Source organism: Actinoplanes lobatus (assembly GCF_014205215.1).
Taxonomy (GTDB): domain Bacteria; phylum Actinomycetota; class Actinomycetes; order Mycobacteriales; family Micromonosporaceae; genus Actinoplanes; species Actinoplanes lobatus.
On sequence record NZ_JACHNC010000001.1, the window covers coordinates 6,375,685 to 6,401,055 of the forward strand.

Here is a 25,371-nt window from a genome sequence, read left to right on the forward strand (position 1 = left end):
CCGCCGCCGTGGAAGACCAGCGGCGACCGGTCCGGCGGCCTACCCGATCGTTGACACATTAACTATCGCGACATATCGTGACCGCACACTGAGGCCGCCGGTCGCATGGTTCCGGCCGTCTGCCGAACAGTGAGCACCGAGAAACCGGGAGGACAACCGTGAACGACAACCCCCGCCGCGGTGGTGGCCGACACCGGCCGCCGCCGCAGGTCGTCGAGGTGGTCCGAGTCGACCGGGTCACGCCGAGGCTCGTGTCGGTGCACCTCGGCGGGGCGGATCTGAGCCGCTTCCAGACCGCGGCGCCGACCTCGCACATCAAGGTGTTCCTGCCGGCTCCCGGCCAGGACGCGCCGGTGATGCCGACGGTGACACCGGAGGGACGGATGTGGCCGGAGGGCGTGGCGCGGCCGGCGATGCGGACCTACACCCCGCGGGCGTACGACGCGGCGGCCGGCACCCTGGAGGTGCAGTTCGTGCTGCACGGGGAAGGCCCGGCATCGGAGTGGGCGGCCCGGGCGAAGCCCGGAGACCGGATCGCGCTCGGCGGCCCGGGCGGCCGGTTCGCGGCCGACCTCGACGCCCCACGCTGGTGGATCGCCGGCGACGAGAGCGCCCTCCCGGCCATCGGCAGCCTGCTCGACGCCCTGCCCGCCTCCGCGAGCGCCCACGTACACGTCGAGGCGGCCGGTCCGGCCGACGAGATCCCGCTGCTCAGCAAGGCCGACCTGACGGTCGCCTGGCACCACCGGCCGACCGCGGACGGTTTCGGCGACGGCCTGCACGCGGCCGCCGAGCGGGCGCCGATCACCGGAGCCACCCGGTTCTGGGTCGCCTGCGAGGCATCGGCGATGCGCCGGATCCGCCGAACCCTGCTGGACCGCGGCGTCGCCCCATCCGCGCTGATCACCCGAGGCTATTGGCGGCTCGGCGCCGCCGACCACCCCGACCACGACTACGGCGACGACTGATCCCGCCGAGCCCCGGCCACCACGACGTGCCGCCCGCCTCGGCGAGGAATCTCCAGCTGTAGGCCGCCGCCGGCCGGTGTCCACCACCGCCTCCTCGGAGACCGCGATCGTCAAGAACGCGCGGCAGGCCCTCGTTCGAGGTTCGCGTTTCGCTTTCCTCGTGTGTCGCCGCCCTTGCTTTCGGTCACGCTGGGCGGTGGTCGCGGTGTTGCTTCCCAGGCACGGGGTTGCCTGCTCCCGGCCGTTGCGCCGGTCGGGCTGGGTGGGTGGTCGCGGTTTGGCTTCCCAGGCACGGGGCTGCCTGCTCCCGGCCGTTGCGCCGGTCGGGCTGGGTGGGTGGTCGCGGTTTGGCTTCCCAGGCACGGGGCTGCCTGCTCCCGGCCGTAGCGCCGGTCGCCCTGGGTGGGTGGGCGCGCTTTCGCGAGGGTGGGTGGGCGCGCACGGTGGTGGTGTCGTGGTCGCCTACGTGTCCTATCGGGGCGATGGCCGCACACGTGGCGGCGTTCGTGTGCGCTCACCTCCGAAAGCCCGGCCGGCCGGAACTCCGTGTGAGCGAGGGACCCGGTTCACCGGCTCTTGTGGAGGATCGAGGTAGTCAGGGAGTCTCTTTCTCGGTTGTTGCCGGGGTGGATGTGTCACATGTTGGCGTGTTTCCCGTCTTTGCCGCGAGGTTCGGCCGGTCGCCGTCGGCCGCGCGAGTCATCTGCAGGCATCGATGTAGATCTTGGGTGATCGTCACCGAACGCGCGATCTTGCGCCATTGTGGCCATTCGGGAGCATTCTTCTTGGTCGCCCACGGCCGAATCCGCATCCCTCGACAGCAGGACGCGTCACCCGGAGCGATCTTGAACGATTTACCACCCGAGGCGGTGGTAAATCGTTCAAGATCGCACAACGGCAGCGTGCAAAGCGGGCGAAACGGGCGCCTGTTTCCGGCGGAAGCCCCATTTCCGCCCAGCGCGGCGGACGGCGCCCCCATTTGGTGGTTCGCCCGACCGGGCGCTTGACGTAGAACCGCAAACACCCGAGAAGAAGACTCCCGGAGGTATCCGATAACCCAAGGTCTTCCAGCGGAAATGGATCATGGGTGATGATTGACCGCTGGACAACAGTCAGGAATCAAGATTGGCCGGACAGCCACCATCGCCCAAGATCGCCGGTGAGTCGGGGTGACGCCGCAGCCATCCGTGGCGGGACCGGCATGAAGCGCCGCCACCGACCCAGCGCCACCGACGTAACGGCCGCGAGCAGCACCCCGGGTGCCTGGCGACCGCCACCGCGACCGCCCACCCGGAGCGAGCGACAGCACATGCGGGAGTGTCCAATCGATCTCAGCCCGGCGGGGGCGGCACAGGCTGGGGTAGGCGGCGAGATCGCGCCGACCGGACGGGACGGCCCTGGTGAAGGCGGGGCGAGGAGTCGCGTACCGGAAGAAGGAGCTGGAAGCGAAATGCGGACCTTGACCACCTGGCGTCTTCTGACTGAGCGGTGGGACGAAGCGATCAGCGGGGGCCGCGGAGATGGAGGACGGCGAGGGCGGCGGTGGAGCAGACGACCATGGTGGCGCCCATGGCGGTGGCGGTGACGTGGCCGGACAGGTTCATGGCGGCGGCGGCCAGGCTGCCGACCAGGAACTGGAGCAGGCCCTGCAGCGAGGAGGCCGCCCCGGCTGCGGAGGCGTGGCCGGCCAGCGCCAGCGAGGTGGCGTCGGCGAGCACGATGCCCAGCATGGATACCAGCAGGAACAGGCAGATCAGCAGCAGCGCCAACGGCAGGTCGAACAGCGCGCACGCCAGGACCCCGGCGGAGCCGAGGACGGCTACCGCGAGGCTGATCCGCAGCAGCGTGTGCTCGTCGGCGACCCGGCCGACGAGCATCCGGTTGAGCTGGCCGCACAGGATGATGCCCAGTCCGTTGACGGCGAAGACGATGCTGAACTGCTGGGCGCTCAGCCCGTACGCCTCTTGGAGAACGAACGACGAGCCGGAGATGTACGCGAAGACGGCCGCGAACATGAGCGCGGCGGCCAGTACGTAGCGCAGGTAGTGCCGGTCGGTGCCGAGTGTGCGGAAGGTTCGCAGCGTCGCACCCGGATGAGCCGGTGCCCGCCGGTCGCCGGGCAGTGACTCGGGGAGGGTGAAGACGACCGCGATCAGCAGGACGGCGCCGATGGCGGCGAGGACTCCGAAGACGGCCCGCCACGTGGTGAACGTCAGCAGTTGGCCGCCGATGACCGGCGCCACGATCGGCGCGACCCCGTTGACGACCATCAGGGTGGAGAAGAAGCGGGTCATGGCGGTGCCCTCGTACAGGTCCCGGACGACGGCCCGGGCCAGGACCGTGCCCGCCGCCGCGCCCAGCGACTGCAGGACCCGGCCGGCGAGCAGCCAGCCGACACCGGGTGCCAGGGCGCACCAGAGTGAGCCCGCCACGTACAGGATCAGGCCCGCCAGCAGCGGGCGGCGCCGGCCCCAGGCGTCCGAGAGTGGTCCGACGATCACCTGGCCGAGGGCGAGCCCGACGACGAAGACGGTGAGGGTGAGCTGGACCTGCAACGGGCTGGTGTGCAGTTCGCCGGCCATGCCGGGCATCGCCGGCAGGTACATGTCGATCGTGAGCGCGCCGAAGGCGCTCAGCGAGCCGAGTACGAGGGCGAGCTGTGCCCGGCGTCCCGGCGGAACGACGTCCTGAGTTATGAGCACATAATTATGCTGTCATAATCCAATACGCTGTGACCATGCGCCGTGACGAAACCATCACCGCCGACTCCGAGCTGGCGGACCTGGCCGACCTGATCCTCAACGTCGGCCGGCTGGTGCGTGCCCGGACGCCCGACGACGGGCCGGATGTGGTGCCGCTGACCGAGACGGAGCGGCAGGTGATGCGGGTCGTGGATCTGTACCCGGGTGCGGCGCCCAGCGAGATCGCCCGCCGCACCCGGTTGCAGCGCACCAACGTCAGCACAGCCCTGCGCGCCCTGGAGGGCAAGGGCATGATTTCCCGCGCGGCGGCCGCCGGCCGGGGCGTCGCGGTGCATCCGACCGAGCTGGCCGCCTCCAACCTGCGGGTGCTGCGCAAGGGTTGGACCAGGGAGTTCGCGGGCGTCCTGGGCGACGACACCGAAGCGGTACGACAGTGCGTGCAACTGCTCAGCCGCCTCGAACGGCACCTCACCGCCGACGGCGAAGCTTGATCGTTGCTCAGTCGAGGCCGGCGCGGCCGGCGGCCCAGTACGCCTTGCCGGTGATCCTGGCCGGTGGTGTGGACCAGGTGCGTACCTCGCGCCGGACGGCGTGCACGGTGGCCGCGTCGCCGGTCACGATCAGCCGGTACGGGCGGGGCATGGCCGCCGCGAGGCCGCGCAACCGGTCGAGCAGGGCGGCCGGGTCGTCGTTGCCGCACACGTCGGCGTCCAGGGCCGGTGACAGGCCGGCCAGAGTGCCGGTGAGCGCGGCCGGGTGGGCTGCCTCGAACAGGTGCGTGACCGTGGCGCCCGTGGTGGCGAAGGCGCAGGCCAGCGCCACACTGGACTCGTCGCCGACGAACAGGACCGGCTCGCCGGTGGCGGGCGCGTCGATGGATCGGCGCGGGCCCATGAACCGGACGCTGTCACCGGACTCGACCTGCCCGGACCAGGTGCTGGCCGGGCCGTGGCCGTGCCGGTAGGCGAGGAGTTCGGTCCGCCCGTCCTCGGCGTCCCAGAACAGGGGCGTGTAGGTGCGCATGGTCCAGCCGTCGCCCGGCAGGCGGAGCTGCACCTTCGTCCCGGCGGTCCACCGCACCGACCGCAATGCGGGCGAGTGCAGGCTCATCCGTACGAAATCCTGGCCTTCGGGGTTGATCTCGGTTATCTCGGCCTCGGTCAGCAGGGCGGCTTCGGCCATGTCCTTCAAGCGCGTGGCTATCCCCATCGGGGCTCCTCCTGAGTAGGGGCGGGCGCGCGGCTGCGTTTGGCGGGGGAGCGCCGTCATGATCGGCCCGGTGGCAGGTTAGCGGTCAGGGCGCGGGCATCGCGAGCACCGCCATGGCGGCCGCTGTGACGAACCGCTTCTCCGGCTCGGTGAGCCGGCGGCCGGCGGGGCTGTCGTCGAGTCCCTTGTGCGGGGGCGGCCCGATGACGCTGGCGAAGATGAGGCCCACGGCGCACCGGCCGCGCAGCGCGTCGCCGTCGTCGGTCCCGCTCAGGAGCTGCGCCAACTCGGCGAACGGGGCGCCCGCTCCGCGTCCTTCCAGTTTGCTGCGGCTGACCGCGGGGTCGCTGGACAGCGACCGCACCAGGGGAGCGTTGGCGTCGAGGAGGTCGACGAGTTCCCGGACCAGTTCGGGCCGGACCGTGCCGGCGTCGCGCACGTCGCCGACGAAGGCGCGCAACCCGCTCAGCAGGGGCGCCACGATTGCGTGGAGCAGCTCTTCCTTCGAGGTGAAGTGGTAGTACAGCGCCCCTTTGGTCATGCCGAGGCGCTCACTGATGTCACGGATCGACGTGCTCGCATAGCCGCGTTCGATGAACAGCGCGGTCGTCTCGCCGAGGATGCGCCGCCGTGTGTCCTCCGCGTCGCTGCCGACGGTGCGAGCCAATTCCGTCCACCTCTTCCTGTGTGTCGTATCCCATCGTCTCAGCCGGCTCTCAGGGGCCGGGACCTACTCTCGCCATGGACCATACCGGCCGTTCAATTAAATCTCCGGAGGATTCCTCATGGCATCCCTGCTGTACCGGCTCGGCAAGACCGCCTACCGGCGATGGCCACTGGTGCTGGTCGCGTGGCTGGTCGCCCTGATCGGGGTCGGCGCGGTCGCCACCACCATGTCGCAGCCGATGTCGGACCAGTTCTCCATCCCCGGCATCCCGTCGGAGAAGGCTACCGACCTGCAGCAACAATTGTTCCCCGGTTCCGGTAGCGCCATCGACGAGGCGTCCGTCTCGATCGTGGTGGCCGCGCCCGAGGGCAGCAAGCTCGCCGGCGAGCCGTACGCGGGCCGGATCTCCGCCCTGCTCACCGAGCTGAAGTCGGCGCCGCAGATGCCGCGGGAGCCGCTGGCCGGGCCGGTGGAGACGGCCGCCGCCATGAAGCAGCGGATCGTCGCCGCCAGCGGCGACGCCGCCGCCGCGGAGAAGAACGCCGCAGCCGTCCTGCCGCTGTCGCCGGACGGCCGGGTCGGGATCATCGAGTTCGCCTTCGACGTCGCCACTCCCACCGACGTCGAACCCGGCACCCGCGACAAGGTGCTGGAAGCCATCGAGCACGCCCGCGGCGACGGCATGCAGGTCGAGGTGTCCGGCTCCGGCATGGAGGGCGGCGGCCCCGGCGACGAGGGTGGTGTCAGCGTCGAGCTGATCGGTGTCGGCGTCGCCCTGATCGTGCTCGCGTTCACCTTCGGGTCGCTGGTCGCCGCGGGCCTGCCGATCCTGACCGCCGGCATCGGTGTGGCCCTCGGGGTCACCGGCATCACCGCCATGACCGCCTTCGCCGAGCTGGACTCCAGCACCCCGCTGCTGGCCACCATGATCGGCCTCGGCGTGGGCATCGACTACGCCCTGTTCATCCTGGCCCGCTACCGCAACGAACTGGAACACACCGACGACCGCGTCGAGGCGATCGGCGTCGCGGTCGGCACCGCCGGCTCCGCGGTCGTCTTCGCCGGCCTCACCGTCGTCATCGCGCTGGCCGCGCTCAGCCTGACCGGGGTGCCGTTCCTGGCCGCCATGGGCTGGGGCGCCGCCGCCACCGTCGTCATCGCCGTCATGGTCGCGCTCACCCTGCTCCCCGCCGTGCTCGGGATCCTCAAGTCCAGGGCGTTCGCCGGACGGTTCCGCCGCTACACCCCGTCCCGCGACGACTCCGGGAAGATCAACAACGCGGGCGTACGCTGGGCGCGTCTCATCGGCCGCGCCCCGGCCGTGTTCGCCCTGCTGGTGGTCGTCGTCCTCGGCGCCATCGCGATCCCGTCGTCCCGGCTGCACCTGGCCTTCCCGTCGGACTCCACCGCACCCACCGACACCACCCGACGTAAAGCCGCCGATCTGATCAACGGCGCTTTCGGTGAGGGCCGCCTGGCCCCGATGCTGACCGTGGTCGACGGACGCGGGGTGCCCGAGCAGGAGCGGCCCGCCGCGTACCAGGAGGTGGTCGCCTGGGCCGCCGGGCACGCCGAGGTCGCCAACGCCCAGCTCGGCGGCATGAACGAGCAGGGGACCGGCGCGCTCATCCTGATCACCCCGAAACACGGGCCGAACGACACCGCCACCGAGGCCCTGCTCGACGACCTGCGCGACACCCAGACCGACATCGAGAAGCAGACCGGTACGAGCATCGGCATCACCGGCCTGACCGCCATCCAGACCGACACCTCCCAGCGGCTCGCCGACGCCCTGCCGCTCTACCTCGGCGTCGTCATCGGCCTGGCGTTCCTGATCCTGATGGTCGTCTTCCGGTCCATCCTGGTGCCGCTGACCGCCACCCTCGGCTTCCTGCTGTCGGTCGGGGCCACCCTCGGCGCCACCGTCCTGTTCTTCCAGGAAGGCGTGTTCGGGCTCTTCCCCGGCCAGCCGATCATCAGCTTCATCCCGATCTTCCTGATCGGCCTGGTCTTCGGGCTCGCCATGGACTATCAGGTCTTCCTGGTCACCCGCATCCGTGAGGCGCACATCCACGGCGCCTCCTACCGGGAGGCCGTCGTCGACGGGTTCCGCAACAGCGCCCGCGTCGTCACCGCCGCCGCACTGATCATGACCGCGGTGTTCAGCGGGTTCATGTTCATGGGCGAGCCGATCATCCAGTCGATGGGCTTCGCCCTCTCCGCCGCCGTCCTGTTCGACGCGTTCGTCGTACGCATGTGCCTGATCCCCGCCCTGATGTATCTGATGGGCGAGCGCGCCTGGTGGCTGCCGAAGTGGCTGGACCGCATCCTGCCGAACATCGACGTCGAGGGCGAAAGCCTCGACCGCCCGCACCTGGCCGACCAATACCGCCCCACCGACTCCGTCACCGAGCCGGTCCGCGTCTGAAATCCCACGGGAAGGGACCCCAGAGGATGACCACCATCGCTGCCCAGCTGGGCGGAAAGATCACCGGGGTACGGCGTACCCGGGTGGAGGCCTCCCCGCAGTTCGCCGACGGGAAGTTCCGCAACAGCGTGCCCACCAGCACCGCCATGGACTTCGCCGCCATCCGCAAAGCCACCGCCGACATGCTGACCGGCGGCCTGGCCCGGCGCCGGCCCCACCAGCCGGTTCCGCTGGTGACCGCGCCCGCCGCCGACGCTGACGGCCTGCACGTCACCTGGTACGGGCACTCCACCGTCCTGGTCGAGATCGAGGGGCACCGGATCCTGCTCGATCCGGTGTGGAGCGAACGCTGCTCGCCATCGTCGCTGGCCGGTCCCAAACGGCTGCACGAGCCACCGGTCCCGCTGCCTGAACTGCCCGCCCTGGACGCCGTCGTGATCTCCCACGACCACTACGACCACCTCGACATGGAGACCGTCCAGAACCTCGCCGGCCTCCAGGCCACCGTGCTGTTCGTGGTGCCGCTCGGGGTGGGCGCACACCTGGAACGCTGGGGCGTCCCGCAAACCCGCATCGTCGAGCTGGACTGGAACGAGTCGGCCCGCGTCGGTGACGTCGAACTGACCGCCACCCCGGCACGGCACTTCTCCGGCCGCGGCTTCACCCGCGACGAGACCCTCTGGGCGAGCTGGGTGATCAAAGGCCCGTCCCGCCGGGCGTTCTACTCCGGCGACACCGGCTACTTTCCCGGCTTCGCCGAGATCGGCGAGCGGCACGGTCCGTTCGACGTCACCATGGTGCAGATCGGGGCGTACGGCGACGCCTGGGCCGACATCCACATGGTGCCCGAGGACGGTGTCGCCACCCACCTCGACGTCCGCGGCGGCCTGATGATCCCGGTGCACTGGGCGACGTTCACCCTCGCGCCGCACGCCTGGTCCGAACCCGCCGACCGCACCTGGCGTGAGGCCAAGGCCCGCGACGTCACCCTGGCGATCCCCAAGCCGGGGGAGCGGATCGACGTGGACAATCCACCGGAGATCGACCCCTGGTGGCAGCAGATCGCCTGACCGCGCCTGGCGTAGTGAATCTGAGAACCGGCTGTGGTGGCCTCGGCGAGGGAGCGATTCTGTTTACCGTTCGAGGCCGCCACCGAAGGAACTCCTCATCATCATGGGCGACGTGGTCACCTCGGAACCCGGCCGGGTGCGCGACTCACTGCTGCCGCTGACCCGGATGCGCGGGCGGCACGGGGTCTTCACGAGTACTACGTCGGCGCCGAGAACTGGACCGAGGCGGCCGCCGAACTGGACCTGCGGGTGTTGCGCAACGAACGCGTCGAGATCGCCCACGGCGGCGGGGCCATCGATCTCGCCGGCGTCAACGACATCACCGGCGCCCAGTACGCGCATCCGCCGGACTACGAGAGGACGCTGGCCGGGCGGGACCAGAGCCGGCCGGTGGTGCTGATGGCGCACCAGCCGGTCGCCGTCCACGACGCCGCCCCGTACGGGGTCGATCTCCAGCTGTCCGGCCACACCCACGGTGGTCAGATGTTCCCGTTCGACTACCTGGTCGGGTTGCAACAGCCGGTGGTGTCCGGGTTCGGCGAGGTCGACGGCACACCGGTGTACGTCACCAACGGCGCCGGTTTCTGGGGGCCGCCGGTGCGGGTGGGCGCCGACCCCGACATCACCCTGCTCACCCTCCGGTCCACCGCATAGACACCCGGAACCGGGATTCGCGGCTGATCCCGGGCAGGCGGAACCGCGTGGATTCCCGCACGGCTCGGTATCCGCCGAATCGGCAATCAGCCGGCCGCGTCGAAGAAAAGCGCTCGCACGCGCCGTAGCCAGGCCTCCACGGCCGCGCGGTCCGGCTCGTTCGGCAGGGGCGTCGGGGTGGTGTCGAAACGGGACTCGTAGTCGGCCATCGTCCGGCTGGCCATGTCCACGTCGCCGGCGGCGACCCGCTCGCCGAAGTCGAGGAAGCGCTGCGGATCGTCGAGGCGGATCCGCAGATGGCCGGTGGTGTACAGGTCGAGGCCATGGACGCACAGGCGCAGAAGATGTCTGGCGTGCTTCGCGGTGCGTTTGCGGGTGTCGGCGGAGAACGAGCCGTCGCCGCGGGCTTCGAGTCGTTTGAACTGCTGGGTGGCGTACCCGAGATAGGAGTCGCGGACGCGTTTCGCGGACAGGAAGGCGGTGCGGATGCCGATGAGTTCGTCGCCGAGCGGGTGCCGGGTCTCGTACAGGTCCTCGGGCAGCCACATCAGCTCGGACACCGTCGGGTTGCCGCTGAGGGCGAGGTTGGCGTACCTGCGGGCCTCGTGGAAGGTGGCGTCCGGCTTCTTCGACACCACGGAATCCTCGGGGAAGGTGAGTCCGTGGAAGGCGGTGGTCGGGGCGGCGAACAGACCGAGCCGGTCGATGTCGGATCCGGGGCCGGCCAGGCCGTAGGCGGTGGATCCGACGATGCCGGACAACAGGACGTTCGCGGGCTCGATCATGACCGCATCCTTCCGCCCGAGCAGGTCATCGGGCAACGCGAATTCGCGGCTGATCAGCACTGACCGTCGGCGAGCACGTAATGGTTCGGGCCGGTTCGGCGCAACGTGTGGAAGACGAAGGTGTTCCACAGGCCCATCGCCTGGCCGGAGCCGTTGGCGAACGTGTTGCCACCGGACTGCGTGGCCCGCCCGGCGACCGTGTGCGCATAGTTGCTGGCGGTGAAACATGGCTGCGATGTGCTCGGCGACGTCGACACCGACGGTGTGGGTGACGGCGGTGTGGTGCCGCTGGGCAGGCCCCACGACTGGGCGATGTAGTACGACGAGCAGATCGAGGCGAGGTAGTACGAGCCGGTCGTGCCGCACTGGTTCTCGGCGCTGCCCGGAGCGACCGGCGTGCCGTGCCCGATGCCCTGCACCCGGTAGAGCGCCACGGCGTCCTGGTAGTACTCGACAGTGGTGGAGCCCGGCAGCGTCGCCGTCGAGGTCGCGGTCTGCGGGACGCCCCACACGTTCGTCCACTGGTCACGCAGTTCGGTGGCGTTCGCGGGCACTACGGTGGTGTCGACAGCGCGTTGTTCGACGAGGTCTGTTCGGGAAGACGACGGCCGCCCGGTAGAGGTCGGCGTACTTGGGCCAGCCGGAGTGGCTGTAGTAGTCCTGGGCGCTCTGGGTGCATCCGTGCAGCGCCACCACCAGCGGGCGGCCGGCGGGCAGCCCGGTCGGCACGTAGAAGTACATGCGCAGGGCGCCCGGGTTGCTGCCGAACGAGCCGACCTGGGTGAGCGTGGCGGCCGCGCTGGCGGGGGAGACGGGGGAGAGCGGAGACAGGGCGAAACTGGCGACGGTCAGCACCGCGACGAGCAGCACCGACCCCAATCTGCGGGGATTCATGCTCGCGAACGTTGCGATCCTGTGAACCAGGCCGGAACGTGTGCGATCGCCACAACCCGTCATTCATCTATGTTGATGCGCTATGGATGTGTACGAAGCGGTGCGCAGCCGCCGGTCGGTGCGGGCGTTCAGCGACGAGCCGGTGCCCAGGGACGTGCTTGTCCGGGTGCTGGCCGCGGCGGCGCGGGCACCGTCGAGCGGCAACCTCCAGCCGTGGCATCTGTACGTCCTGACCGGCGAGCCCCTGGCCGAGCTGAAACGGCGGGCGACAGCCCGGGCCCGGGCGGGGGATCCGGGCGATGAGCAGGACTACCCGATGTACCCGGCCGACATGGTGGCGCCGTACCGGGACCGGTTCGCGGCCGCCGCCGCCCAGCGCTATGAGGCGCTGGGCGTCGACCGCGACGACCCGGACCGCCCGATGCGGATCGCCGCGCTCAACACGGCGGCGTTCGGGGCTCCGGTCGTCCTGTTCTGCTATCTCGACCGCACGATGGGGCCGGGCCAGTGGGCGGACGCGGGAATGTACCTCCAGACGGTCATGCTGCTGCTGCGAGCCGAAGGGCTGCACAGCTGCCCGCAGGTGATGTGGACGATGTACCGCGAGACCGTCAGCCGGATCGTCGGCGCCCCGGACGGACTGTCACTGCTCTGCGGCGTCTCGGTGGGCTTCGAGGATCCCGGCGTGCCGCCCCTGCGCACGGGGCGGGCCGACATGGGCGAGACGGTCCGTTTCGTGGGCTGGTGATCAGGGCGGCTCAGTGGCAGTGGCCGTCGCGGCCGAGGGTGGCCTCCGCGGTCACGCCGGGCCGGGTCCACTGCGCCGTGGGACGGCTCGCCGGACCCCACGACGGCGTGCCGTCCTCCTCCGTGCGCCAGTACCAGCACGGATGACGCCCCTCGGGGCGGCCGTCGGGCTGGTCCTCCCACGCCTCGCCACGCCCGTACGCCGTCATGTCGAGCAGCGCGAACGTCGGATTCGTCACCTCGTTGCCGCGCCCGGTGGTGGCGTAGGTGAGGAACGTCCGGTCGCCGTCGCGCAGGTAGGCGGTGAGATAGCCCATCTCGCCGCCGGCCGGGCCGTCCACACCGCGCACCGAATACCACGGTTGCGTGTACCCCATGAACGCGGTGAACGCCGCCACCTCCGGCCAGCGCCCGGTGGTCACCACCGCGAACGAGACCCCGCGCGCGTTGAGGTAGGCCGCGTCCCGCAGATGCCAGGCGGCGTTCGTGCAGCCTTCGCACTGCCCCTGGTGCGGCGCGCCGTCGTACCACATGTGTTTGTAGACGACGAGTTCGTCGCGGCCCTGAAACAGATCGATGAACGGCATCGGTCCGCCGGGCCCGGTGACCTCGACCGTACCGTCGAATTCCACCATCGGAAGCCGGCGGCGGGCCGCCGCGATCGCGTCGCCCTCCCGGGTGTGCGCCTTCTCCCGGACCAGGAGCTCGTCGCGCGCGGCCTGCCAGGTGGCCAGGTCGGCGACGGCGGGAAAGCCGGGCTTGGTGTCGGTCACGGTTACCTCCAGAGTCAGTGGGTCACTCTGATAGACCGACGGTCGAACCCAAACTCATCGGTACGCGTGCCGCGCGCTTGCGGGGACCCCGGTCCCGCGAATCGTCACGGAGCATGGAAGATCGAATATGGATTGGTCGCTATTACGCGTGAACATGCGATCAAGGAATAGTGCGGACCGGCCGAATGAGTGAGCCGTCCGGGGACGGTTCCGGAGTGGACCCGGCCTGGCGCGATCTGATCAGTTCGCGGTCGGGACACATCGGACGGAGTGTGCTCGGCCGTGTCGGCGAGAGGGCCACCCGGTAGGGCGAGCCTGCTTCCGGCACGTTGTGCGCCGCTCCGGGGGGCCGCTAGCTTCCAGACTCAGTAACCGCGACTGGTGAAATGGGGCGGCCAGCGGAATGAGCAGATCCGGCGGTAAGGAATCCTCGATCAACAAGGTGATCCAGGAACTGGCGAAATGTGATGTCGCCGGACTTCGTGGCGATTCGCGGGACGCGGTCGCGGAGCTGAAAGACGTCGTCGACCGGATCTCCCGGATCCGGCGGGGCGAGATCCGGATCGTCGCCGCCGGGCGGTGGCGTCGATGAAGTCCACCACCTTGGCGTTGCTGTTGGGCCGCCGCTCCGTGTTGCGGATCGGGACGGGATCGGTGACCGCCGCCCCGACCGAGTTGCGGCTGGTCCAGGGCGACAGGCCGACCGGGGCCGGTAGCGTGCAGATGCTCACCGAGACCGAGGCCACCGCGCGGGCCCGCGACCTGCTCGGCCTCGGCGTGGACGACACACGGACCCTGACCGAACTGGCCACGGTGGACCACCGCAATCAGCCGCTCCTGGCCGGGATGGTGCACAGTGCGGAGCTCTTCGGGTTCGGGACCCGGCACGATCTGGAGACCTATCTGACCAGCTGCGAGAAGGCCGGCGGCGACCGGATCGGCGATTTCGGCGCTCCGCTGATCCAGCGGATCGAGATCGACGTTCCGGTCCCGGCCGAGGTCTGGGATCTGTCCTGGGCCAGGGGCCGGGCGGTGACGCTCGTGGATCTGCCCGGTACCGGTGAGGGCCGGGCGCTGGAGAACCTGTTCCGGGACCGGCAGCAGGAACTCGCCCACATCGCGCTGAACATCGTGGCGGTCACCGGCGGTTCGTCGTTCACCCCGCCGGTGTTGCGCGGCTCGCCGAACTGCGTGTTCGTCGCCACCAAGATCGACCGGGTGGAGCAGCCGGAGCACCCCAACGAGGTACGGACCATCGAGGCGGCCGTCGCGGAGTGTCTCGCCGAATGGCGGATCGGCTCCCGGCGGGCCAGGGTCGCCGCGGTCAGCGGCATGTGGGCGTTCGCCGACGAGGCGTCCTGGCGGGAGTTCGATCCGGAGAATCCCACATGGCACGAGGCGCAGGCCAAACGGGCGGCGTGGGCCGCGGCCGGATGGAGCGACCCGGGTGCGACCGCCGGAGAGTTCCGTGCGGCTGTCGAGGCGGCCCTGGCCGACGGCGGTTCCCGGCGTCTGCGCGACCTGATCGAGGAACTCGCCGATCCCGGCGACGCGCGGATCGACGAGATGGAGGAGCAGCGGCTGCTGGCCCGCGCCGACGAGCTGATCGAGCAGGTGCTCGCGGGGGACGCGGCGACGGTGATCGGCGACGTCGTGGTCCTGCTGGACCGGTCGGAGAAGGACCCCGAACCGGTCTACGACCTGCGCCGCGTCGCTGAGGAGCACGCCGTCACGGCGATCTACGACCGCCCGGAGTGGGAGACGATCCGCCGGTTGTTCCGTGCCGACGGATCGCTGCGGGTGCCGCTGGAGGATGTTCGCACGCTCCTCGCGGCCATTGACCTGGGCGAGGTCGCCGGCGCCGTGATCCGCGACGCGACCACCGAGATGGACGACGTCCTGCGTGACTGGGCACGGCCGTACCTCGATGCGGTGCACGCCGACGCCGGGCAGCTCAGCGGGACTCGGGCGGGGAAGACGACCGGTGACCCGGCCGGCCGTTTCGTGGAGCTGTCGCGGGGGCTGTTCCGGGTCCTGACCGACAGCAGACGGGTGGACCTCGGTGACGGCCGTGCCCCGGCCCCGTCGAGCTTCACCTTCCAGCAGGTCGCCAGGGTCCGTGACGAGCTGGCGTTGCTGCTGGCGCGGATTCTCATCGACCTGCTCAAACCGGCGACCGAACTCGCCCGCACCGAGGTGCACGACGCACTGAGCAAGCCGGCCGCCCGGGGCGCCGCCGACACGGTGCAGCGCCAGCTCCGCCGGGTCCAGACCACGCTGCGGACGATGGCCCCGAGGCGGGCGTCGACATGATCGCCGAGCCGCCAGGCCCGGAACTGCACCGTTCCGCCGAGGTGGCCCGGCTCGTCCTCAGGCCGGGGACCGTTCCCGGCGTCGTCGAACGCGTCGATCTGCTCGACGGCGCGTCGACCGTCTCCACCACCCGATTCGCGCCGGCCGTCGACGTGGGCGGGCGAGCCACCCGGCTGGACCTGACCCCCTGGACGGGCACACCGGGTGAACCGACGCTCGTCGTCTACCACCGCAGCCGCCAGCCGGGCTGCCGCGGCGTCCCGCCGCTGTCCCGGGCCGCTTTCCGCCTCGACCCGACCGATATCAAGGAGCCGGTGATGACCCACCCGGAAACACCCGAGGACCCGGCCGTCGCGCCCGAACGTGCCGTCGTCGGCGTCGCGGCGACGGTCGACTTCGGCAGCACCCGCACCGTCGGCGGCGTGCACGATCTCCGTTCGGTCTTCTACCGCCCCCGGCAGTTGCCGGAGGAGGCCCGGCGGCGGGCGGCCGAGGTGGGCGCCTTCACCTACGACGCCGACAGCGACCCGGCCCTGCAGATCGAGGCCAAGACCGACTTCGACCCGGCCGTACGGGCGCGAGCGTGGCGTGAGGTGCTCGGCTGGCCGCCGTTGGCCCGCAACCACCTCGCCGCCACCCGGGCGGTGAGCAGCGACATCGTCGTCACCGACGGGGTCGTCGGGTTCGCCGAGGAGACCGTCGGCGACGCGTCGCGGATCCGGGGCAGCAAGCGGTACCTCGCCGACCTCGACCGGGAGGTGCCGGGAACCGGGATGACCGGCCGCGACCTGTTCCCGCGCATCTACCGGCGGTTCCTGGAACTCGTCGTCGAGGAGCTCGACCTCCCCGCCGGGCCCCGGTGGCTGAGCGTCACGTTCCCGACCCGGCTGCCACCGGACCGTCGTGACGCGCTTCTCGAACTGCTCGAGAAGGACCAGATCGCGTCGCAGATCGACATGCGCATCGACGAGGCGGCCGCCGCGGCCAGCTTCTACCTGCTCAAACGGTTCGGCAACGACGCGGTCCTGGGCGTCGAGGCGTTCCGTCTGCACGCCCGGTGCCCGCAGGGATTCCGGGCCTGGGACGAGCCGGAGACCTGGGACGCGGCCCGCGAATGGCACGAGAACCTGCTGGTGATCGACGTCGGTGGCGGCACCACCGACTGTGCGCTGGTCAAGGTGGCGGTCGCGGACGTCGGCCCGCCCGGAGCCGGCAACAACAGCCCAGGCCGTTACTACCGGCTCCAGCCGCAGGTGACCGCCTCCGGCGGCCGGCTGCATCTCGGTGGCGACCTGCTGACCCTCTCCATCTACACGCTGCTCAAGCAGCGGTACGGGCTACCCGACAGCGCCACGAAGTTCGCGGGCGTGGAGGAACAGATCGGCGCCGAGCGCCGGACCGCCTTCGAGACCCTGTGGAAAGCCGCCGAGCAGGTCAAGAAGATCGGACTGGGGGACGAGGAGCCGCGCCGTGTCGACGTCGTCTTCGGCACCGGCACGGGCGGCGACCGCAACACCGTGCACGTCGCGGTCGACAAGCTCGGGAAAGGACACGGCGACGGCAAGGCCGACCGGCTGATCGCGATCACCGCGGAGGACCTGGCCGCGATCGTCGACGACGTGGCGCTGCGGGTCGCCACGCTCGCCACCGGTATCGCCGCCGGCGGCCTGCACACGCTGCGGCCGACGGGCGACAAGACCCCGTACGCCGAGCAGGCGGTCGACGCGGTGCTGCTGTCCGGCGGGTCGATGCTGGGCACGGCCCTGCGTCTGCGGCTCGAGGACGCGCTGCGGGAACGGTTCGCCGGCGACGGACTGGACCCGGGTTTCGAGCTGCACTTCGACGAGACCTACTGCAAGGTCGGCACGGTGCTCGGCGGCATGTACCTCAACGCGGTCAGCCGGTTCAGCCCGCACCCGGAGGACCCCAAGGTGGTCGCCGGCCTCCTGAACGGCCGCTCCTTCTTCGGCGTGGACGTGACCCGGCTGCACACCAACCTGGCCGCCGACTTCTTCGTCCAGCACGACGCCGAGGGCGCGGACTGGTCGGAGCCGATCTTCCGGCGCGGCGACGCGCTGACCGGTCACGGCTCGGCCGCCTACGCCGTCAGCGGCTCCTACCCGCTGATCCCGCACATCCTGGTGCACCGCTTCGACGTGAGCCCGGGCGCGGACGCCGACCAGCACAGCGGTACGGGCACCGCGGTGACCGTGTGGGCCGAGGACGATCTGCAGTACCAGCTCGCCGGCACGCTGGCCGGGCGGGGGATCAACATGCGTTTCGAGATCGACCAGGACGAACGGATCACCCTGCAGATCGGCCGGGGAACCCCGCGCCCGGTGCTCGACGGCGAACCGGCCGTCACGGCCCCGGACGCGCCCACCGACCTGGTCCGGGACCGGACGCTCGTCCGTGACCTGTGCCTGGACGTCGTCAACGCCGGTATCGGCGTCCTGGACCTGGAACCGGGCGACTACCTGATGAGCGCGGGCACCCGGGTCAATCCCGGCGGCACCGTGCTGGCCGTCGACGGCCGGCTGCTGTACGCCGCCACCCCGGCCGGGACCCCGGACCTGCGGTTCGACCTGCTCCTGGAGATACCGGCCGGGCACCGCTGGTTGTCCATCGACGAGGGCGGCGTGCTGCGTACGCATGAGAAGCGGCCGCGACTGCAGACCGTCGACCGCCTGGAGGAACTGCTGACCGCGGACGAGGGCACCGTGTTCCAGCGGCGGCTCAACTCGCCGTCGCACTTCGACGAGGAGAAGGACCCGTTCAATGGCACGCGGTGAATCGCTCGCCGACGACCTGGCCCGCGACCTCGGCGAGGTGCTCGGGCAGCCGGTCGCGGCGGCCGGGTTCACCGGTCGCCGCGACGGTGCGGTCGCCCCGCTGATCGGCCTGCTCGCCGAGGCCGACCCGCTGACCCGGTCGATGGCGGCCCGGCTGGCCGCCGAATGGACCGCGGCCGGCAGCGTCGACAGCGTCCGCCCGGCGGAGTTCACCGCACCGTCCGGCTACGAGTTCCCGACGCTGCGTGCCGGTGAGACCACCCTGCTCACCGGGCTGCGAACGGTTCCCCCCACCGACGGCGACGGCGCGGCCGGTACGGTCGGCCGGCTCGCTGACACCGCCGCGATGCTGCTCGGCGGTGTCGCCGAGGTGGTGCTCATCGAGCCCGGCCGGCCCGCCACCCAACGGGTGCCCGGGTGGCTGGCCCGATTGCGCCTGCTCACCATCCGTGACGAGGTGAAGGCGGAGCCGGCCGACCAGTGGGCGGTGGCGACCCATGAGGCGGTCTCGTCGGTGTACCTGCCGTCGGCGCGGCACGGTTCGCTGTGGCGTGATCTTCTGGGTGCGCTCACCGCGTACACGATGAGGGTTTTGATCGAGAACGGCAGTGACGTGCAGGCCGACCTGTTCCGCCGCGACGACCCGAGCTTCCGCAAGTACATCGATCTCGCGCGATGTTCGGTGCTGTCCGGCCATCCTCAGGCCAACGGGCATGTGCTCCAGGTGGTGCGACCGCCGCGCATGGCCGGTGGCGACCTCACCCCCGGCTACGCGCTGCTGGCGCCGGAAGGAAACTGAGATGCCGGTCTTCCCGATCTACATCCTGGCCGACCGGTCCGCGTCGATGGCCCACGCCGCCGGGCCGGTCACCGCGATCACCGTCGTCAACGAGGTGATCCGGGACCTGCTCGCCAGCCTGTCCCGCGACCCGACCATCCGGCATCAGACCCGGATCTGCCTGGTCTCCTTCGCCGACGACGCCACCGTCGACCTGCCGCTGACCCGGCTGCACTCGACGACCGCCGTACCCGAGCTGAAGGCGAGCGGGCCCACCTCGTTCGCCGCGGCGTTCGACCGGCTCGCTGCCGCGCTCCGGGCGGACCTGCCGGTTCTCGGCCCGCACACCGACACGATGGTCTTCATGCTCACCGACGGGCAGGCCAACTCGTCGCGCGACGTGCGGTGCGGCTGGCAGAGCGAGTACGACGCCATGCTCGCCGCGGCCGGCGGTGCGGGCCGGTTGCGGCTGATCCCGTTCGGCTTCGGCCAGGTCCACACGGCCACCCTCACCCGGCTCGCCTCCGACCCGGCCGCCGCCTACATCTCCGCGCACGCCGCCCAGCCGAGCGAGGCCATCCGGCGGTTCGGTGAGCTGATCCTCAAATCGGTGGTGTCGAGTGTGGTGCACGGAGAACCGCGTACCGTCGCGCCGCCCGGCAGCCAGGTTCTCGGCGAGCCGGTGGAGCCGTGATGTCGGACCTGCCCAACCTCGGCGTCACCGACCGGCCCTGGCTGGAACCGCAGCTCTACCGGGGACCGGTGAACACCGTCCCGCCGGCGCTCGCCTACGACGGCGGCCAGGCCGGAGCACTCACCGTCCGGGCCGGCACGGTCGCCGGTGAACAGCGGCGGCCCTGGCACACCGGCAACGACGCGTTCGCCGTCTGGACCGACCCGCACGCTCGGATCTGCCTGCTCGCCGTCGCCGACGGGGTCGGCACCGACGAGGCGGCCGGCCGCGCCGCCCGGTGGGCCACCGGGTACGCCGTGAAATCCTGCCGGACCCGCCACACCCCCGGCGCCGACCTGCCCACCCTGCTGCGCGGCATCTTCGGCGACATCGACGCCAGCCTCGCCACCCACGTCGCCGAGCCGATGACCACGCTGACCATCGCCCTCGTCCCCACCGCCGTACCGGCCGGCGGCGCGGTCACCGCCGCCGTCGCCGCGGTCGGCGACTCCACCGCCTGGCTGATGCGCGGCGGCCGGGTCACCCCGCTGTTCGGCACGCGCGCGGCGAGCCGGCCGGCCCCACCCACCTTCGCCCTGCCCGGGCACGGCCACCGGCTCACCCTGCGGGAACCGGTGCTGCACGACGGCGAGACGCTGATCCTCGCCACCGACGGGCTGCTGAGCGGCGATCCGGACGAACGGGCGACCGGATTCCTCGCCCGGATGTGGGCCGTGCCGCCGACCCCGCTGGACTTCCTCGCCGCGCTCGGCGTACGCCGGCCCGACCGTGACGACGATCGCGCCGCCGCGGTGGCCTGGATCGGCCACCACGACCTGCCCGTCGGCGCCACGTGATCGAACCGGGCTGGTGGCTGATGGCCCTGATCGTGGCCGGCCAGATCCTCACCGCTCCGGTCCGGCGACTGATCGGCCGCCGCCGCGACGAGGCCGGCCACCTCTACCAGGCGGCCGCCGAACTGCGCCGCCGCGCCGCCGCCAGACGTGCCGGACACTCCGGCGCCCGTCGCGCCGACCCGGCGGCCGCCGCCGCCCGCAAGCTGCGGCGGCGGGCACGGCAGGCCCGGTCCGACGGGGTCACCGCCCTGTGCGGGCTGATCATCATCTGGCTCGGCGCCCAGATCACCGTGTGGCGTGCCGAGGTCAACGCGGACTGGGACGGGCTACCGCTCGACACCGACCGGGTGGCGACCGTCCTGACGGCCACCCTGCTGACCGGGCTGCTGTGGCTGTGGTGGGCGTTGCGCCGCGCCGGGGACCCGGCGGCCCGCGACCGGGCGCTGGCCCACACCCTGTCGCTCGCCGTGGCCGGCGCGGTCCTGGCGCTGATGTTCGGGCCCGCGCCCGAGACGACCGTGCTCAGCGCCGCCGCCGTCGCGCTGTCCCCCATCTTCCGGCGGGCCGTCGAACTCACCAGCGCACCCCGCGTTGCCGTACCGCTCTCCGACCGGGCGCGGGAGCTGGCGGACGGGTCCACCACCAGCGGCCGCACCGAACTCCTCGACGTGGTGGCCGCCGAACGGGTCCGGCACCAGGAAGCCATCGGCTGGCACGAGCACATCCGGGCCGCCACCATCGACGGGGACCCTCGATCGTTCGTTTACAAACAGTTCAGCGCCGACGGACGGCGGGAGCTCAAGCCGTACCTCAAGATGTTGTCCCGGATCAACCGGCTGCAACCGGACCGGCGGGATCTCGCCGCACGGATCCTGCTCTGGCCGGTCGCGGTCGTCGCCGACGGCGACACCGCCACCGGAGTCCTCTACGAACGGATCACCGCACCGTTCCTGCTGGTCGGCGGCGATCTGCAGACCGGTGACTACCTGTGCGACGAGGAGCCTGACTACACCGGCAGCCGCCGCACGACCGTCCGGCAGCGCGCCGAGATCGCCCGCGACGTGGCGGCCGCGCACGAGTTGCTGCACTCGCTCGGGCTGGCGCACGGCGACACGGCCTGGAAGAACTTCGCCTACGGGGTACGCGGCGACACCGGTGTCGGTCTGCTGATCGACACCGACGGGGTGGTGGCCGCGGGGGACCGGGAGGCGCCGCGGATCCACCAACCGCTGTGGGAGACCCCCGACGGGTTGACGCCGGCACAGCGCGACCTGGTACGGGTCGCGCTGCTGACCGCCCGGCTGGCCCATCCGGAACCCGACCTGTCCGCGGCGGGACCACCGGCGAAAGTGGTGCCGTGGTTCACGCCCGAACTGCGCGCCCTGGTCGAACGGATCCTGGCCGCCCCGACGCAGGGTTCGATCGGCGACCTCACGGACGCGCTGCGCGGCGCGGTCGCGGTGTCCGACCGCCGGAGCCCGGCGCGACCATGATCACGTCGGGACGGCGGGCGGCTTCGCCTTCTGTGGGTAGACGGTCTCGTGGCGGGCCAGCATCGCGACGAACTCGGCGATCTTGCGTTCGCGGGTCTCGGCCCGTTTGACGGCGTTGACCCGGTGGATGAGGGCGAACCGGTTGGCCTTGGTGAGGACCTCGAACATGGCCTGCGCGGCCGGGACGGCGGCGATCGCGGCCAGCAGGTCGGCCGGCACCTCGGCCTCCGACGGCGGGGCGTAGGCCGCCGCCCACCGGCCGTCCGCCCGGGCGGCCTCCACCGCGGCCCGGCCGGCGGGCAGCATCCGGCCCTCCGCCTCCAGCCGGGCGACATGGCCGACGTTGCGCTGCGACCAGGAGCTACGGGCCGTACGCGGGGTGAACCGGATCCACGACGAGTGCTCGTCCCGCTTGCGGGCCTGCCCGTCGATCCAGCCGGCGCACAGGCCCTCGTCGACGGCCTGCTGCCAGGTGAGCGTGGTGACCGTGCCGCCCTTCCTGGTCAGGGCGAGCCACACCCCGGGCGACGTGGTGTGGTGCTCGGCCAGCCAGGCCCGCAGCTCCGTGGCGTCCGCGACGATCAACTCTTCCAGCTCCGCTTTCCCCATGGCGGCAGGGTAGTCGAGCGGATGCCGGCGTCACCGCGGTGGCGAACCGGGCCCGGCGTCGTGGGTGCGGTACCGGCCGGAGAAGGAGACCGGTGCCGCCGCGGTGACGGTGAACTGCTCCCCGTAGTGCCGGGCGGTCAGCGGCTCACCGTCGCGTATCGAGTAGGTGACCCGCTCCTCCTCGATGTCGACCTCGAGTACCGACCCGCGGATCCGCAGCGGAAACCGCAGCCGGCGGGCCCGGGTCGGCAGCATCGGGGAGAACTCGGGTTCCGGTGAGCGCCAGCGGTACCCGGCGAACGCGTAGACGAGCGCCATCCAGGTGCCGCCGGCCGACGCGATGTGGACGCCGTCGCGCAGGTTGCCGGCGGTGTCGGCCATGTCGACGGCCGCGGCGTCGACCAGGTACTCCTCCGCGGTCCGGTACTTGCCCACGTCGGCGGCCGCGATCGCCTGTACGCATTCGGACAGCGAGGAGTCGCCGGTGGTCAGCGGGTCGTAGTGCTCGAAGATCCGGCGGCGCTGCTCGGCGGTGAAGCGTTCCGGGAGCAGGACCGTGGCGAAGACGACGTCGGCCTGCTTGATCACCCGGTGCCGGTAGATGACGAGCGGGTGGAAGTGCAGCAGCAGCGGGTACCGGTCGCGCGGTGTGCCGGCGAAGTCCCACGGCGCCTGGTCCATGAAGCCGTCGTCCTGCAGGTGCACACCGGCCTGCTCGTCGTAGGGGATGTAGATCTCGTCCGCGGCCCGCCGCCAGACCCGCACCTCCTCGTCGACCAGGCCGGTGCGGTCGACGAGCCGGTGGTGATCCGGCGGCGACTCCACCCGCAGACGGTCCACCACGTCCGCGGCGAGCCGTAGGTTCTCGGCGGCCATCATGTTGGTGAACAGGTTGTTGTCGACGACCGTGGTGTACTCGTCCGGCCCGGTCACCTTGTGGATCACGAACCTGCCGTCCCGGCGTTCCGAGAAGAAGCCGAGGTGCGCCCACATCCGGGCGGTCTCCACCAGCAGTTCGGCGCCGTGCCGCATCAGCAGGTCGGTGTCGCCGGTGATCCGGACGTACTGGTCGAGCGCGTAGGCGATGTCCGCGTCGATGTGGTACTGGGCCGTCCCCGCCGCGTAGTACGCCGACGCCTCGTCGCCGCCGATGGTGCGCCACGGGAACAGCGCGCCGGCGCAACCCACCTCGCGGGCCCGGCGCCGGGCGTCCGGCAGCATCCGCACCCGGTGCATGAGCAGGCTGCGCGCCACCTCGGGGCAGGTGTGCACCAGGAACGGCAGGACGTACACCTCGGTGTCCCAGAAGTAGTGGCCCTCGTACCCGGTCCCGGTCAGGCCCTTGGCCGGCATCCCGTGCCCCTCGGCGCGCAGCGTGGCCTGCATGACGCTGAACAGGCTGAAACGCAGCGCCTGCTGGGCGGCCGGCCCGCCCTCCCAGACCACGTCGCTGCGATCCCAGAAGGCGCGGACCTGATCCTGGTGCGCGGCCAGCGTGGCCGGATAGCCGGTGCTCCGCGCCCGGTGCAGGGTCACCGCGGCGCGTTCGATCAGGTCCGTGTCGGTCGCCGGGCCGTAGTGATAGGCGAGCCATTTGGTGAGCGTGACCGTACGGCCGGCCGGCACCTCCCCCGCGAACCCCACGATGGCACGGTCGTCATCGATCTTCGTGCGGAGGTGGGCGAGCACCTCGGTGTCGAACTCGTGATCCATTCCGGCCGCCACCCGCAGCGCGCTGCGCGCCGTCCGGTAGGTGCGGATCACCCGGGCGCCGTCGGTTCGGTCGCCGTCGGGCACCAGGGCCCGGTCGTCCAGCGCCCGGGTCTGCCGCGGGTCGAAGGCCGCCGTCTCCGTCGCCGGACGGGGCAGGATCATCTCCGAGGAGATGACGACACGTCCGGGGGCGTCGAGTGCGGTCAGCTCGAAGCGGATGCCGGCCAGGTGGCGCTGGGCGAGGGACACGAACCGGGTGGTCACCAGCCGGAACCGCCGCCCGTCGGCCAACTGGTAGACCACCGTGCGGTCCAGGACGCCGCGGCGCATGTCCAGGGCCCGTTCGAACTCCCGGACCTCGGTCGTCTCACAGGTCACCGGATCGTCGTCGATGTACAGCCGCAGGGCGGTGCCGTCCGGGACCGGCGCGATGGTCTGCCCGGTGGTGGCGAATCCGTGCGCGTTCTCCGGATAGACGATCGGCCAGGTCTCGTGGAAGCCGTTGAGCAGCGTGGCGGGCCGGAAGGACGGCTGGCCCTCCTCGAAGGCGCCGCGAATGCCCAGGAAGCCGTTGGCCACCGCGAACAACGTCTCGGTCTGCTCGACATAGCCGGGGTTGTACATGCGCTCGACGATGCGCCAGGGATCGGTCGGATAGTCCCCGGCCGCGGCCAGCAGGCGGCGGCTGGCGGCCAGGAGGCGGTGCTCCTTCGGCCCGGCCCGGTGCACGTCGTCGGTCGCCGCGACGAGCAGCTCACCGAGGTCGGCGACCACGAGGTCGGCTCCGTTCCGGGTGAGTGCCGCCGCGGCCCCGTCCCGGTCGACCCCGATGACCAGGCCGAACCCTCCCGCCCCGCCGGCCGCTACGCCTGCGGCCGTGTCCTCGACCACCACCGTGCGTGCCGGCGCGGCACCGAGCCAGCGGGCGGCCTCCAGGAGCATGCCGGGGCCCGGTTCACCCGAGAGCCCCAGCTCATGTGCCGCCCGGCCGTCGACGCCGGTGTCGAACAGGTTGGTCAGGCCCGCGACGGCCAGAACGGCGGTGCGGTCGGAGCGGTCGGTGACCACGGCGGTCCGGAGACCGGCCTCGCGTAACTCACGGACCCAGGCGATGGATCCCGGGAACGCCTCGATCTCGGCGCCCGGCCCGTCCGCCGTGCCCGGCGTGCGCGGGATCAGGACTCCGTCGAGGCCGAAGAGCACCGCGTCGAAGTCCCGACCGGTCACCGGCGTACCACCCATGAAC

At 71.4% G+C, this 25,371-nt stretch carries 21 protein-coding genes and 1 pseudogene; 13 read left to right on the forward strand and 9 right to left on the reverse strand.

What is annotated here, in order from left to right; translation table 11 throughout:
- Positions 1-158 precede the first annotated feature (158 nt).
- Positions 159-968: a siderophore-interacting protein gene (locus tag BJ964_RS29235; protein ID WP_188123682.1), complete on the forward strand. Its 810-nt coding sequence runs from the start codon at positions 159-161 to the stop codon at positions 966-968.
- Between the two features lie 1,502 nt (positions 969-2,470).
- Here BJ964_RS29235 and BJ964_RS29240 read toward each other — a convergent pair.
- Positions 2,471-3,670, reverse strand: a complete 1,200-nt coding sequence (locus tag BJ964_RS29240) for a multidrug effflux MFS transporter (RefSeq protein WP_188123683.1) — start codon at positions 3,668-3,670, stop codon at positions 2,471-2,473.
- A gap of 35 nt (positions 3,671-3,705) precedes the next feature.
- Between BJ964_RS29240 and BJ964_RS29245 the strand changes: the two genes are divergently transcribed.
- Positions 3,706-4,161 (forward strand): MarR family transcriptional regulator, encoded by a 456-nt coding sequence (locus tag BJ964_RS29245; protein ID WP_188123684.1) that lies wholly within the window; start codon positions 3,706-3,708, stop codon positions 4,159-4,161.
- A gap of 7 nt (positions 4,162-4,168) precedes the next feature.
- Here the strand turns inward: BJ964_RS29245 and BJ964_RS29250 are convergent, their stop codons facing one another.
- Both BJ964_RS29250 and BJ964_RS29255 read right to left on the reverse strand, forming a co-directional pair.
- Positions 4,169-4,879: a siderophore-interacting protein gene (locus tag BJ964_RS29250; RefSeq protein WP_188123685.1), complete on the reverse strand. Its 711-nt coding sequence runs from the start codon at positions 4,877-4,879 to the stop codon at positions 4,169-4,171.
- Positions 4,880-4,964: 85 nt separating this feature from the next.
- Positions 4,965-5,546, reverse strand: a complete 582-nt coding sequence (locus BJ964_RS29255) for a TetR/AcrR family transcriptional regulator (RefSeq protein ID WP_188123686.1) — start codon at positions 5,544-5,546, stop codon at positions 4,965-4,967.
- A gap of 118 nt (positions 5,547-5,664) precedes the next feature.
- Between BJ964_RS29255 and BJ964_RS29260 the strand changes: the two genes are divergently transcribed.
- The 3 genes and pseudogenes from BJ964_RS29260 to BJ964_RS29270 all read left to right on the forward strand — a co-directional run.
- Positions 5,665-7,974 (forward strand): MMPL family transporter, encoded by a 2,310-nt coding sequence (locus BJ964_RS29260; protein ID WP_188123687.1) that lies wholly within the window; start codon positions 5,665-5,667, stop codon positions 7,972-7,974.
- A gap of 26 nt (positions 7,975-8,000) precedes the next feature.
- Positions 8,001-9,044 (forward strand): MBL fold metallo-hydrolase, encoded by a 1,044-nt coding sequence (locus BJ964_RS29265; RefSeq protein WP_188123688.1) that lies wholly within the window; start codon positions 8,001-8,003, stop codon positions 9,042-9,044.
- An 88-nt stretch (positions 9,045-9,132) separates the two neighbouring features.
- Positions 9,133-9,698, forward strand: a pseudogene (locus BJ964_RS29270) (metallophosphoesterase); the annotation flags it as partial.
- Positions 9,699-9,784: 86 nt separating this feature from the next.
- Here the strand turns inward: BJ964_RS29270 and BJ964_RS29275 are convergent.
- The 3 genes from BJ964_RS29275 to BJ964_RS48235 are packed head-to-tail and all read right to left on the reverse strand — an operon-like array spanning position 9,785 to position 11,377.
- Entirely contained in the window at positions 9,785-10,483 is a 699-nt protein-coding gene (locus BJ964_RS29275) for a nucleotidyltransferase domain-containing protein (protein ID WP_188123690.1), read from the reverse strand.
- Positions 10,484-10,536: 53 nt separating this feature from the next.
- Complete coding sequence (locus BJ964_RS48230; RefSeq protein ID WP_229806788.1) at positions 10,537-11,037, reverse strand: hypothetical protein; 501 nt, start codon at positions 11,035-11,037, stop codon at positions 10,537-10,539.
- On the reverse strand, positions 11,009-11,377 hold the full coding sequence (locus tag BJ964_RS48235) for a PHB depolymerase family esterase (RefSeq protein ID WP_229806789.1): 369 nt from the start codon (positions 11,375-11,377) through the stop codon (positions 11,009-11,011). The genes BJ964_RS48230 and BJ964_RS48235 overlap by 29 nt, the downstream gene beginning before the upstream one ends.
- 82 nt (positions 11,378-11,459) lie before the next feature.
- On the opposite strand from BJ964_RS48235, the gene BJ964_RS29285 reads away from it, so the two are divergent.
- Positions 11,460-12,125, forward strand: coding sequence for a nitroreductase (locus tag BJ964_RS29285; RefSeq protein WP_188123691.1), 666 nt, complete (start codon positions 11,460-11,462; stop codon positions 12,123-12,125).
- Positions 12,126-12,135: 10 nt separating this feature from the next.
- Here BJ964_RS29285 and BJ964_RS29290 read toward each other — a convergent pair whose 3' ends face one another.
- A complete protein-coding gene (locus BJ964_RS29290; RefSeq protein ID WP_203832705.1) occupies positions 12,136-12,897 on the reverse strand; it encodes a DUF899 family protein in 762 nt (253 codons plus the stop codon).
- Positions 12,898-13,300: 403 nt separating this feature from the next.
- Between BJ964_RS29290 and BJ964_RS29295 the strand changes: the two genes are divergently transcribed.
- The 7 genes from BJ964_RS29295 to BJ964_RS29325 are packed head-to-tail and all read left to right on the forward strand — an operon-like array spanning position 13,301 to position 21,803.
- A complete protein-coding gene (locus tag BJ964_RS29295; RefSeq protein ID WP_188123692.1) occupies positions 13,301-13,489 on the forward strand; it encodes a hypothetical protein in 189 nt (62 codons plus the stop codon).
- Positions 13,486-15,210: a hypothetical protein gene (locus tag BJ964_RS29300; protein ID WP_188123693.1), complete on the forward strand. Its 1,725-nt coding sequence runs from the start codon at positions 13,486-13,488 to the stop codon at positions 15,208-15,210. Before BJ964_RS29295 ends, BJ964_RS29300 begins: the two co-directional genes overlap by 4 nt.
- Complete coding sequence (locus BJ964_RS29305; protein WP_188123694.1) at positions 15,207-18,002, forward strand: hypothetical protein; 2,796 nt, start codon at positions 15,207-15,209, stop codon at positions 18,000-18,002. The genes BJ964_RS29300 and BJ964_RS29305 overlap by 4 nt, the downstream gene beginning before the upstream one ends.
- Positions 17,989-18,801: a hypothetical protein gene (locus BJ964_RS29310; RefSeq protein WP_188123695.1), complete on the forward strand. Its 813-nt coding sequence runs from the start codon at positions 17,989-17,991 to the stop codon at positions 18,799-18,801. The genes BJ964_RS29305 and BJ964_RS29310 overlap by 14 nt, the downstream gene beginning before the upstream one ends.
- Position 18,802: 1 nt before the next feature.
- Positions 18,803-19,474, forward strand: coding sequence for a vWA domain-containing protein (locus BJ964_RS29315; RefSeq protein ID WP_188123696.1), 672 nt, complete (start codon positions 18,803-18,805; stop codon positions 19,472-19,474).
- Positions 19,474-20,310: a protein phosphatase 2C domain-containing protein gene (locus BJ964_RS29320; RefSeq protein ID WP_188123697.1), complete on the forward strand. Its 837-nt coding sequence runs from the start codon at positions 19,474-19,476 to the stop codon at positions 20,308-20,310. The genes BJ964_RS29315 and BJ964_RS29320 overlap by 1 nt, the downstream gene beginning before the upstream one ends.
- Before the next feature lie 20 nt (positions 20,311-20,330).
- A complete protein-coding gene (locus BJ964_RS29325; protein WP_188123698.1) occupies positions 20,331-21,803 on the forward strand; it encodes a protein kinase family protein in 1,473 nt (490 codons plus the stop codon).
- Here the strand turns inward: BJ964_RS29325 and BJ964_RS29330 are convergent, their stop codons facing one another.
- Positions 21,804-22,412 carry a YdeI/OmpD-associated family protein gene (locus tag BJ964_RS29330; protein ID WP_188123699.1) on the reverse strand — a complete coding sequence of 203 codons (609 nt, stop codon included), beginning with the start codon at positions 22,410-22,412 and terminating at the stop codon, positions 21,804-21,806.
- A gap of 30 nt (positions 22,413-22,442) precedes the next feature.
- Positions 22,443-25,367, reverse strand: a complete 2,925-nt coding sequence (locus tag BJ964_RS29335; RefSeq protein WP_188123700.1) for a glycosyl hydrolase family 65 protein — start codon at positions 25,365-25,367, stop codon at positions 22,443-22,445.
- Positions 25,368-25,371: the final 4 nt, after the last annotated feature.

Coding starts and splice junctions, on each gene's coding strand:
- BJ964_RS29305 (WP_188123694.1), top strand. CDS start 15,207: ATGATCGCCGAGCCGCCAGGCCCGGAACTGCACCGTTCCGCCGAGGTG.
- BJ964_RS48235 (WP_229806789.1), bottom strand. CDS start 11,377: ATGAATCCCCGCAGATTGGGGTCGGTGCTGCTCGTCGCGGTGCTGACC.
- BJ964_RS29265 (WP_188123688.1), top strand. CDS start 8,001: ATGACCACCATCGCTGCCCAGCTGGGCGGAAAGATCACCGGGGTACGG.
- BJ964_RS29275 (WP_188123690.1), bottom strand. CDS start 10,483: ATGATCGAGCCCGCGAACGTCCTGTTGTCCGGCATCGTCGGATCCACC.
- BJ964_RS29320 (WP_188123697.1), top strand. CDS start 19,474: ATGTCGGACCTGCCCAACCTCGGCGTCACCGACCGGCCCTGGCTGGAA.
- BJ964_RS29260 (WP_188123687.1), top strand. CDS start 5,665: ATGGCATCCCTGCTGTACCGGCTCGGCAAGACCGCCTACCGGCGATGG.
- BJ964_RS29335 (WP_188123700.1), bottom strand. CDS start 25,367: ATGGGTGGTACGCCGGTGACCGGTCGGGACTTCGACGCGGTGCTCTTC.
- BJ964_RS29245 (WP_188123684.1), top strand. CDS start 3,706: ATGCGCCGTGACGAAACCATCACCGCCGACTCCGAGCTGGCGGACCTG.
- BJ964_RS29310 (WP_188123695.1), top strand. CDS start 17,989: ATGGCACGCGGTGAATCGCTCGCCGACGACCTGGCCCGCGACCTCGGC.
- BJ964_RS29295 (WP_188123692.1), top strand. CDS start 13,301: ATGAGCAGATCCGGCGGTAAGGAATCCTCGATCAACAAGGTGATCCAG.
- BJ964_RS29285 (WP_188123691.1), top strand. CDS start 11,460: ATGGATGTGTACGAAGCGGTGCGCAGCCGCCGGTCGGTGCGGGCGTTC.
- BJ964_RS29325 (WP_188123698.1), top strand. CDS start 20,331: ATGGCCCTGATCGTGGCCGGCCAGATCCTCACCGCTCCGGTCCGGCGA.
- BJ964_RS29250 (WP_188123685.1), bottom strand. CDS start 4,879: ATGGGGATAGCCACGCGCTTGAAGGACATGGCCGAAGCCGCCCTGCTG.
- BJ964_RS29330 (WP_188123699.1), bottom strand. CDS start 22,412: ATGGGGAAAGCGGAGCTGGAAGAGTTGATCGTCGCGGACGCCACGGAG.
- BJ964_RS29315 (WP_188123696.1), top strand. CDS start 18,803: ATGCCGGTCTTCCCGATCTACATCCTGGCCGACCGGTCCGCGTCGATG.
- BJ964_RS29300 (WP_188123693.1), top strand. CDS start 13,486: ATGAAGTCCACCACCTTGGCGTTGCTGTTGGGCCGCCGCTCCGTGTTG.